The following is an 11,800-nucleotide window of genomic DNA, read 5'->3' as shown; positions in this document are numbered from 1 at the left end:
ATATCGGCTTCCCTCTATTGAAAGTTTTTGAAGGGGGTCCAGGGGGAAACTTTTTTCAAAAAGTTTCCCCCTGGCCGCCGGAGGCATCTCCTCTTTCCCTTCCTACGACGCCCGAAAGGTGTCCGCCGCGATGCCGTACTGCTTGAGCTTGGTGTAGAGCGTGGTGCGGGAGATGTTGAGGATGGAGGAGGTGCGGCGGAAGTTGCCGCCGGTTTCGCGCAAGGTCTCGAGGATCAGGGCTTTTTGGACGCGTTTGAGGGACATGGAGGCTTCGCCGGCCTTGCCGCGCGGCCCGCGGGCCATGTCGGCCCAGATATTCTGGGGCAGGTCGGCGATGTCGATGCAGTCGCTTGGGGCGATGTTGACCAGCCGCTCGATGCAGTTTTCGAGCTCCCGGACATTGCCCGGCCAGGGATAGGCTTCCAGGGCGTCCAGGGCTTCCTGGGAAATGCGGACCTGCTTTTTGCGCAGGGTGGCGGCGAACTTTTCCAGAAAGCCCCGGGCCAGAAGCGCCACGTCGCCCGGGCGCTGGCGCAGGGGGGGAATGCTGATGGTGAGCACATTGAGGCGGTAATAGAGGTCGCCGCGAAAGGCCTTGTCGCGCACGGCCGTGGGCAGGTCCTTGTTGGTGGCGGCGATGATGCGCACGTCGATGCGCTTGGCCTGCTGGCCGCCAAGGCGCGTGACCTCGCTTTCCTGGAGCAGGCGCAAGAGGCTCACCTGGGCTTCGAGGGGCATTTCCCCGATCTCGTCGAGAAAGAGCGTGCCGCCGTCGGCCAGCTCGAACTTGCCGGGGCTGCCTTCCTTGAGCGCTCCGGAGAACGCCCCGGCCACATAGCCGAACAGCTCGCTTTGCACCAGGTTTCGCGGCAACGCGCCGCAGTTGACCACCACGAAGGGGCCCTTGCGCCGGCTGCTGGCGTTGTGGATGGCCTGGGCGAAAAGTTCCTTGCCGGTGCCGGATTCGCCGAGCAAAAGCGTCGTGGCCTCGCTCCCCGAGGCCACGCGGGCCAGCCGCAGGGCCTCGTGCAAGGGCGCGGCGTTGCCCACGATATTTTCGAAGGTATAGACCGCCTTGGCCCCGGCCACCCGGGCGGCGTATTTGCGCATGCGCCGGGCCTCGCGCAGGGTCAGGATCACGCCGAGATCGCCGAAAGGCGCGCAGGAAAGGGCGCACGACAGCCTGCCGGCCTTGAGCTGGAAGGTGATCTCCCGGTCGTAGAAGGGCGTGCGGCAGGTCAGGATGGAATCCAGGACCGCGCTGTCGGCCAGGAAGTTTCGAATGTTGCCGCCGGCCGCCCGGCTGTCGTCCAGGCCGAGCATGTCGCAGGCCTGCCGGTTGATGCTGGCGATGGCCCCGTCGCCGCCGAGCACGACGACGCCGTCGTCGAGCAGTTCCAGGATGACCTTCTGGTTGCGCACCAGGCTTCGCAGCCGCAGGTGCTCTTCGATGGCGTGGGCGGCCGCTTCCACCAGCCCCAGGGTGTGCTGGTGGAAGTTCTCGGTGTTGATCGCCAGATTGAGCGCCCCGATGAGTTCTCCGACAACGCCCCGGATGGGCGCGGCGGCGCAGCTTAAGTAATGCAGCGAGGCGTTGTAGTGCTCCGAGGCGATGACGTGGACGGGCTTTTTTTCGATGATGCAAAGGCCCATGCCGTTGGTGCCGATGGTTTTCTCGTCGCAGCGCCGTCCCGGCACGCCGTAGGGCACGTTCTCCAGGTCCTGGCTCGTGGCCGAGGCGTGCAGCACCAGCCCGTCGGTGTCGACCAGGGTCACCACGCTTTTGGACATGTGGATGGACAGCACGAGCTTGTCCATGAGGTGCTTGGCGCTTTCCACCAGGTCGCGGTTTCGGGCCGTGGCCAGGGTGAGCGCCGTGGCGTCGATGGGGCAAAGCGGCATGTCGTCGGCCGGAAGCTTCTCCTGGCGGCAGCGCCTCCACGAGGCCTGGATCATGGGCCGCACCATTTCCGGATCGACCGGGGCGCCGGCCTGGAAGCGCCGCCACTGCAAGGTGATGTTGTCCATGTGGTCCTGGGACAGGGGGGGATAGATGGTGCGTTCCATAGGCAGCTTCCTGGCGCTTCGGTCCGGCCTGGCCGGTGGTCCTCGGGGTGTCTCCAAAGCGGGAGCCGTCTGACGCCGGGGACGCCTGGAAACCAGCCTACCAAAAAAGCGGGGAGAAGGTAAGGTGGACCGGCTTGCCGGCCCGGCCCGTGCTGTCCGCCGCTTTCGGTGAGGAGGCTTTCCGGGCTTTGCCCGCACCGTGACAAGACGGTTTGGCCAGGGGCACACCGACGGCCTGGCCCTGACCGCGATACGGACCGGCGTCCTTTCCTTTTTCCCTCGTTCCCCCCGGTTGCCGCCGACGACAAACCTTTCCAAACGGCAATTTTTGCAGCCTGCCGGATGGTCCGTATTTTTAACTACATCATTTTATTTGATAAAATATGGTTTAAAGTTTGCACATTAACCGTTGCCGGGAAGAAATTTCCTGCATGTCGGCATTGGGCGACCATGGCGGCAACAAGGACAAGTCGGGCAGCGTGTCGCTGCCATGCAATACGAAAGGCAAGGAGAAATCCAACGTGACTGTATCACTCATCACATCGTACAGCGCAGAGGAAATCTCGCATCTGTCCAGGACGGCGCTTCGCAGCCTGTCCGCCACCGGTTTTTCTTCGCTGCTGGCGACCCAGGTCGAGGCCTTGACCACGACGGAAATGTCGTGGCTGACGTCGGCCCAGGCCGCCGCCCTGACCGTGGATCAGATCGTCAATCTGAGCGCCGCGCAGTTTTCCGGCCTGGGGCGGTCCCAGGTGTCGACCTTCACCACCACGGAAATCACCTCCCTGACCACCACCCAGCTTGCCGGGCTGACCGAAACCGATATCACGGAGCTGACGCGAGCCCAGATCGCGGCGCTCACGCCCACGCAGATCGCTACACTTGGCACCACGCAGATGCAGGCCCTGCGCGCGACCCAGATCGCCTCGCTTTCCTCGACGCAGCTCAAGGCCCTTTCCACGACGCAACTTTGCGCCCTGTCGCAAAAGCAGTTCACCTACCTCTCCACCACGTGCGTCGCCGCGCTTTCCACCACCCAGCTCGCCGCGCTTTCCACGACGCAGATCGCCTCCCTGACCGGCAATCAGTTCAGATACCTCACGACCGAGCAGATCGCGAGCCTGTCCACCACCCAGGCGGCCGCCCTCACCCTGACCGAGCTTGCCTCCATGACCACGGCCCAGGCGGAATATCTGTCGGCGGAAAACATCGCGGCCCTGGATACCTCGGCCCTCCGGTGGCTCAGAAAGGACGTCGTTTCCAGTCTGGCCGATACCCAGATCGCCGCCTTGTCCCAGACCCAGATCGGGGCGTTGACCAACGCGCAGATCAAGTATCTGACCACGGAGCAGGTGGCGTCCCTGACGACGACGCAGCTCTCCGGGCTTACCGCGGAACAGCTGGCGAACCTGCAAACGACCCAGGCCGCCGTCTTGACGGAAACCCAGCTGGCCTCGCTTACCGAAACGCAGATACAGGGGCTCAACAGCAAATGCGTCAGCGTGCTGACCATGACGCAGTTCGAGGCCTTGACCGAAACCCAGTTGGCGGCGTTGACGCAAAAGCAGCTCAGCGGGTTGACCAGTACCGATATCGATGAGCTGTCCATGGACGATCTGTCCGTCTTTTCGTCCACCCAGATCGGGGCGCTGAACGCGGCGGCCATCAAGAGCTTGAGCGAGGAACAGATCGCGTCGTTGACCGCGACCCAGATCGCCGGGTTGACGAAGGCGGAACTTTCGGTCCTGGCCGATACGCAGATCGCGGCCCTTTCCACCACCCAGATCGCCGCCATAAGCACCACGGCCCTGACGGGGCTTACGGCCACGGGCATTTCGCTTTTATCCACGGCCCAGATCCAGGCCCTGACCACCGAACAGCTGTCGGTCCTGCGCGGCGCGCAGATACGGGGCCTGACCGAGGATCAGATTCCCTTTCTCACCACGACCCAGATCGGCGTGCTGACCCCGACCCAGCTGGCCTCCCTGACGACCAAGGCGGCCAAGGCCCTGACCGCCGACGAACTGGGGGCGCTGACCGAAACGCAGCTGAAGGGCCTTTCCGGCGCCTCGCTGAGCAGCTTGAGCGAGGATCAGTTCACGGTCCTGTCCATCGCTCAGGTGGCCTCCCTGACCACGGCCCAGATCCAATCCCTGACCAGCACCGACATCAGCGAACTGAGTCTGGCCCAGCTGGCGGCGCTGACCGCGACCCAGATCAAATACATCACCGCCGCCGCCCTGGCCGGGCTCAGCGAAGAGCAGGTGGCCCTGCTTTCGGCCACGCAGATGGCCGGGCTCACCAGCACGCAGCTCGGGGCGCTGGCCGACACCCAGATTTCGGCCCTTACCACCACCCAGATCGCCGGGCTGACCACGACCCAGCTTCGGGGCCTGAGCAGCACGGACATCGGCAACCTGTCCACCGAGCAATTCGCCGCCCTGAGCGAAACCCAGCTCGGCTCCATGAATAAGACCCAGCTGAAGGGCCTGACCGCCGCCGAAGTCGAGGTGCTGACCACCACCCAGCTCGACGGCCTGAGCGCGGTGCAGATGGCCTCGCTTTCGCAGACCGTCATCGAGTCCCTGGACGAAACCCAGCTGGCGTCGCTGAGCCTCAACCAGCTCAAGGCGCTGACCGGCACGGCCATAAGCCAGCTCGATACGACGCAGCTCGAGGCGCTGACCGAAACCCAGCTGGCCAGCCTGACCACCACCCAGCTCAAGTCCCTCACCAGCACCGACATCGGTGAATTGAGCCTGACCGTGCTGGCCGCGCTGTCGGCGACGCAGCTTTCCGCCCTGACCGCCTCGGCCGTGTCCGGATTCACGGACGAGCAGCTGGCGGCCCTGACCACGACCCAGCTCGCGGGGCTTTCCGCCGCCGGCATCAAGGGGCTTGGCGAGGACCAGATCGCGCAGTTGACGACCACGCAGATCGCGGCGCTTTCCACCGCCGAGATAGGCGCCCTGACGGCCACGCAGGCCTCGGCGCTGACCGACGCCCAGTTGGAGGCGATGACCACCACCCAGCTGCGAAGCCTCACCACCACGGCCATCCGGGCCCTTGGCGAGGACCAACTGGAAGCGCTTTCCGCCGAACAGATGAGGTCGCTGCGTACGACGCAGATCGCGGCCCTGACCGCCGACCAGATCGATTCGCTCTCCGAATCGCAACTGGCCATGCTCGCCACCACGCAGATTTCGGCCTTGGCGACCACGCAGATCGCGGCGCTTGACGGCACCCAGCTCTCGAGCCTTTCCGTGACCCAGTTTTCCCGGCTGACCTCCACCCAGTTGGCGGCGATCACCTCCACGGCAGTGGGCGATCTGACCGCCGAACAGCTGGCCGCCCTGACCGTGACGCAGCTGCGGGGCCTGACCAGCACCGGCGTGAGTGAACTGACCGCCACCCAGCTCGAAACCCTGACCGCCACGCAGATCGCGGCGCTGACCGCCACGCAGATAAGCGGACTGTCGGCCACGGACATGAAGGAACTGACCCTCAGGGTGCTTTCCGCCCTCACGTCCACCCAGATCGGAGCCCTGACCGCCGAGGCCCTCGAAGCGCTGTCGCGCGAACAACTGGCCGCCCTGACCGAGAGCCAGCTGCGGGGCCTGGGCAAGACCCAGAGCGCCGCCTTGACCACCACCCAGATCGGGAGCCTGACCGCCGAACAGGTCGCGGCCCTCTCGACCTCCGCCGTTAGCGGCCTGACCGCGGCCCAGGTGGGGGCGCTGTCCGAAACCCAGCTTGCGGCGCTGACCACCACCCAGCTTTCCGCCCTGACGACCACGGCGCTTTCCGGTCTTTCCGCCGATCAGGTCGCGGACCTGTCCACGACCCAGCTGCGCGGCCTGACCACGGCCCAGGTGGCCGGACTTACGACCACGGTGGCCGCCGCGCTTTCCACGGATCAGCTCGCCGCCCTGACCCTGGCCCAGACAAAGGCCTTAAGCGGCACGGATCTGAGCGTGTTGACGTCGACGCAGATGGCGGCCCTGTCCGAAACCCAGCTTTCCGCCCTGACCACCACGCAGATGCGCGGGCTGACCAGCACCGACGTGGCCGAACTGACCCTGACCGAACTGGCCGCCCTGACCTCCACCCAGCTTTCCGCCCTCGGCACCGAGGCCTTGCAGGGGCTGACCACGGAAGAGATCGCGGCGCTGACCACCAGGCAGGCCAGGGGCCTGACCGCGACGCAGCTCAATTCCCTGGAGACCTCGCAACTGGCCGCGCTTGCCGCCACCCAGCTGGCGGCGCTGGCGACCGGCGCGATAAGCGGGCTCAGCCGCGACGCGCTTGCCGCCCTGACCACGGAGCAGTTGGCGGGACTGACGGCGGGGCAGATGGCGTCGCTTTCCACCACCGCCCTGGCCGGCCTTTCCGAAACCCAGATGGCGTCGCTTTCCACCACCCAGCTGCACGGCCTGACCCAGACCCAGATGGGTGCCTTGACCGAAACCGAGGTCCGCGCCCTGACCGAGGAACAGCTTTCCGCCCTGTCCAGCACGCAACTGCGGGGACTGACCTCCACCGCGGTCAGCGCCCTGACCTCCACCCAGATCGCCTCCCTGAGCGAGCGGCAGCTGGCCGGGCTGTCCGTGGCCCAGGTAAACGGCCTGACCAGCACGGACGTGTCCGAGCTGACCCTGACCGAACTGGCGTCCCTGACCTCCACCCAGCTGGCGGCCCTGTCCGCCGACGCCCTGGCAGGGCTGACCGCGACCCAGCTGGCGGCCCTGACCGCGACCCAGCTGTCGGGCCTTACCGCCACGGAGATCGCGGCGCTTTCCACCACTCAGCTGGCGGCGCTTTCTTCCACCCAGCTTTCCGCGCTTTCCGCCGACGCCATCGGGGGCCTCGACAAGACCGACCTGGCGTCCCTGACCACGACCCAGCTGGACGGGCTTTCCTCCAGCCAGATCGCGGCGTTGACCACGAGCGCCCTGACCGGACTCGACGCGACCCAGATCGCCTCGCTTGAAACCTCCCAGCTGCGCGGCCTGGCCGCGACCCAGCTCAACGCGCTGACCACGACCACGCTGGCCTCGCTGACGGACACGCAGCTGGCCTCCCTGACCACCACCCAGATCGCGTCGCTTTCCAGCACCGGCGTCAGCGCCCTGACGAGGACCCAGGTCGCGGCCTTGACCCCGTCCCAGCTGGCCGCCCTGACCGCCACCCAGATCAGCGGCTTTACCAGCACGGACGTGTCCGAACTGACGTTGACCGAGCTTGCGGCCCTGACCGCGACCCAGTTTGCGGCACTCTCCGAAACCGCGCTGGAAGGGTTGGCCGTCACGCAGATGGCGGCCCTGACCACCACCCAGATCGGCGGGCTGACCAGTACGGAAATCGCGGCCCTGGAAAGCACCCAGCTTTCGGCCCTGACGTCTACCCAGCTTGCCGCGCTTTCCGTCGACGCCGTAAGCGGCCTCGAGGCGACGGACATGGCGGCCTTTTCCGCCACCCAGCTTTCGGGGCTTTCTTCCACCCAGATCGGGGCGCTGACCACGAAGGCCTTTGCCGGTCTTTCCGCCACCCAGATCGCTTCGCTTGCGACCGCCCAGCTGCGGGGCCTGACCGCCACCCAGCTTGCGGCCTTCACCGCCACCGAGGCGGCGTCGCTGACCACGACCCAGCTGGCTTCGCTTTCCACCACCCAGCTTGCGGCCTTAAGCGGCAACGGCGTCTCCGGCCTCGACGAGACCCAGATCGCCAAGCTGACCACGACCCAGATCGCCTCGCTTTCCACCACCCAGATCGCCTCGCTTACCAGCACCGATCTCGGCGAATTCACCACGAAGCAGATCGCGGCCCTGACCGCGGCGCAGATCGGCGCGCTTGCCGCCTCGGCGCTTTCCGGCCTCGACGCGACGCAGCTGGCCGCCCTGACCACGACCCAGCTTTCGTCCTTGTCCGCCACGCAGCTTGCCGCCCTGGACACGGACCAGATCGCCTCGCTCGCCACCACGCAGATCGCCGCCCTGAGCGCGACCGCCATGGCCGGCCTGACGACCGACGAATTCGCCGCCATGTCTCCGGAACAACTGGCGGCGCTTTCCTCCACGCAGATCGCGGGGCTGTCCACGACCACGCTTAAGGCTCTGTCCGCCACGCAAATGGCCTCCCTGTCCGGCACCCAGCTTTCCGCGCTGACGTCCACCCAGTTTTCGGCCCTGACCACCAGCCAGATCGCATCCCTGACTACGACCGAGCTGGCGGCCCTTTCCACCACCACCCTGGCCGGCTTGGCCGGGACCCAGCTCGGGGCCATGACCGCCGCCCAACTGGCTTCGCTTTCCACCGAGCAGATGGCGGCGCTTTCCGCCGCGGCCATAGGCGGCCTGACCACCACCCAGGTGGCATCGCTTTCCACGGAGCAGGTGGCGGCGCTTTCCTCAACCGAGATCGCGGCGTTAAGCGACAGCCAGATCGCCTCGCTGACGCAGACCCAGATCGAAGCCCTGACCACGACCCAGATCCGGGCGCTTTCCACCACCCAGATCGGCGACCTGACCACCTCCCAGATCGCGGCGTTGACCACGTCCCAGATCGACGCCTTCACCATGATCGCCATGGCGAGCCTCACCTCGACCCAGGTGGCCGCGTTGCGGGAAACCCAGCTGGAACGGCTGGCCACCACCCAGGTGGCGTCGCTTTCCACCACGGCCGTAAGCGGCCTGACCGCGACCGAGATCGCGGCGCTTTCGACCCGGCAGACGGCGGCCCTGACGGCCGCGCAAATGGCGGCGCTCTCCACGGCGCAGCTTGATTCCCTGGCCGCGACCCAGTGGGGGAGCCTGACCGCCACGGCCATGGCCGGGTTGACGGCCTCCCAGGCGGCCTCCCTGACCGCGACCCAGCTGGCCGGGCTTTCCACGGAGCAGGTGGCGGCCCTTTCCGAAACGGCCGTCGGCGGTCTGACCACCACCGCCATGGCGGGGCTTGCGGCCAGCCAGATGGCCGCCCTGACCACCACCGAGATTTCCGGCCTGACCGAAAGCCAGCTGGCGTCCCTGTCCACGGCGCAGCTCGCCGCCCTGTCCACGACGCAGATCGCGGCGCTTTCCGAAACGGCCATACGCGGCCTGACGGCGACCGAACTGGCGGCATTGAGCCGGGCGCAGCTTTCGGCCCTGACCACGACGCAGATCGCGGGGCTCACCGAATCCCAGATGCAGGCGCTGTCCGCGACCCAGATCGCCCAGTTGAGCCTGACCCAGATCGGCGGCCTGACCGCCACCCAGATCACGGCCCTGACCGCCGACCAGCTGGCCGCCCTGTCGGAAAGCCAGTTGACCGCGCTTTCCGTGGCCGCCGTGCGGGGGCTTTCGGCCGAGGACATCGCCTCGCTTTCCACCACGCTTCTGGCCTCGCTGACCGCGACCCAGATCGGCGGCCTGACCGCCACCCAGGCCGCGGCCCTGACCACGACCCAGCTGGACGTCCTGGACGTGGCGCAGCTGGTGGCGCTTTCCACTGCCGCTGTCGCGGCGATGACCGCGACCCAGATCGCCTCGCTTTCCGCCACCCAGATGGCGGCGCTGACCACCACCCAGGTCGGGGCCCTGACCAGCGACGCGGTGGCGGCGCTTGACGCCGAACAGCTGGCCGCCCTGTCCACGTCGCAGCTGGCGGCGCTTTCCACCACGGCCGTGGCCGGGCTCACGACGACCGAGCTGGCCTCCCTGACCACCCGGCAACTGCAAGCGCTGACCACGACGCAGATCGGCGCGCTGACCACGACCCAGCTTTCGTCCCTGACCACCACCCGGCTGGGGCAGCTGACGGCCACCGAGCTGGGCGGACTCACCTCCACCCAGCTGGCCTCCCTCACCACGACGCAGCTGACGTCGCTGTCCACCACCCAGCTGGCTTCCCTTGCCGCCACGGCCATGGCCGGGCTGACCGCGACCCAGTTGGCCGGACTGTCCGATAGCCAGTTCGCGGCGCTGACCACGACCGAGCTGGCCGGGCTGACCACGACGCAGATCGCCGCGCTTGATCCCACGCGGATAAGCGGGCTGACCGCGACCCAGCTGGCCGGGCTGACCACGACCCAGATCGGCGCGCTGACCACGACCGAGCTGGCCGCGCTCTCGACCACGCAGACGGCGGCGTTGACCACGACCCAGGTGTCGGGCCTGACCGCGACCCAGTTGGCGGCGATGACAACGACCCAGCTGGCCTCGCTGACCACGACCCAGGTCGCGCACCTCTCCACCACAGCCGTTTCGGGCCTGACCGCGACCGAGCTTGAGGCGCTCAGCTCCAAGCAGTTCGCGGCCCTGACCGCGGCCCAGATCGGCGCGCTGACCACCACCCAGGTCGGCTCCCTGTCCGCGACCCGCCTGGCGGCGCTCTCCACGACCCAGATCGCGAGCCTGACGTCCTCCGAGATCGCGGCCCTGTCCACGACCCAGCTGGCGGCGCTGACCCCGACCCAGATCGCGAGCCTCTCGACCACAGGCGTTTCCGGCCTGACCGCCGACCAGATCGCGGCCTTGTCCACCCAGCAGCTGGCCGCGCTTACGACCACGGAAATGGCCGCGCTTTCGACCACGGCGCTCTCGGGACTGACGACCACGGGCATCGCGGCCCTGTCCACCACCCAGTTGAGCGGCCTTTCGGCCACCGGCATGGGCGCGCTTTCGACCACGGCCATCGCCAGCCTGACGGCCACCCAGCTTGCGGTCCTGACCACCACGGAACTCTCGGGGCTCACGTCCTCGCAGGTCGCGGCCCTGTCCACGACCCAGATCGACGAACTGACCACCCGGCAGCTGGCGGCGCTTTCGACCACGGGCATCTCCGGCCTGACCGCGACCCAGCTGTCCGGCCTGTCCACCAGCCAGCTGGCGGCGCTCTCCACCGAGCAGATCGGGGCCATTGCCGCCACGGCCATCGCCGGCTTCAGCACGACGCAGCTGTCCAGCCTGACCGCGACCCAGTTCAAGAGCCTCTCCGAAACCGGCGTCTCCGGCCTCTCCGCCACCCAGCTGGCCAGCCTGACCACCGCACAGGTGCAGATGCTGACCACGACCGAGATGGGCGGCCTGACCGCGGCCCAGGTGGGCGCGCTGACCGATACCCAGTTCGCGGCCCTGTCCACGAGCCAGGTCGCGGCGCTGTCGGTCTACGGCATCAAGGGCCTGACCGAAACGCAGATCGCGGACATGGCCACCACCCAGTTCGGCGCGCTGACGTCCACCCAGATCGGGGCCCTGACCACCACCGAGATCGACAGTCTGTCGACCACGCAGATGGCGGCCCTGACCACGACCCAGCTCGACGGCTTTAACCGCGTGCAGCTGCGGTCGCTGAGCACCGAGCAGTTGCAAGCGCTCAGCACGACCCAGGTCGCGTCCATGGACGAAATCCAGATCTCCAGCCTGACCGCAACCGAGATGCAAAACCTCACGGCGGCCCAGCTGGCCATCCTCACCTCCACCCAGATCGGGGCCATGGGCGCCGAGCAGTTCGGTTCCCTGACCACGACCCAGATCGGCTCCCTGTCCGGGGTGCAGCTTAGCGGCCTGACCACGACCACCATCTCCAGGCTCTCGACCACGACCATCGCGGCCCTGACCACGGAGGGGATCGACGCGCTCAACGCAACCCAGCTCAATGCCTTTACGACGACGCAATTGGCCTCTATGACGGAAGCACAGCTTGAAGCGGTGGAAAACGCCAAGGCTTAAACAACGGTCCCGACATGAAGCGA

2 protein-coding genes are annotated in these 11,800 nt (G+C 67.1%); one reads left to right on the top strand and one right to left on the bottom strand.

Translation table 11 applies throughout. From position 1 onward, the window contains the following. Positions 1–102: 102 nt before the first annotated feature. The gene (locus ACMZ6R_RS00625; protein ID WP_416108716.1) at positions 103–2,067 is read right to left on the bottom strand and encodes a sigma-54-dependent Fis family transcriptional regulator; all 1,965 of its coding nucleotides are present in this window, start codon (positions 2,065–2,067) and stop codon (positions 103–105) included. A 431-nt stretch (positions 2,068–2,498) separates the two neighbouring features. Here ACMZ6R_RS00625 and ACMZ6R_RS00620 point away from each other — a divergent pair, with 431 nt between their 5' ends. After that, positions 2,499–11,777 (top strand): beta strand repeat-containing protein, encoded by a 9,279-nt coding sequence (locus ACMZ6R_RS00620; protein ID WP_416108715.1) that lies wholly within the window; start codon positions 2,499–2,501, stop codon positions 11,775–11,777. Positions 11,778–11,800 lie beyond the last annotated feature (23 nt).

Origin of the sequence: Solidesulfovibrio sp. C21, assembly GCF_047785625.1 — a bacterium.
Classification (GTDB): Bacteria; Desulfobacterota; Desulfovibrionia; order Desulfovibrionales; family Desulfovibrionaceae; genus Solidesulfovibrio.
Note: the sequence above shows the minus strand (reverse complement) of the source record. Positions and strands in the feature narration are given on the sequence as shown.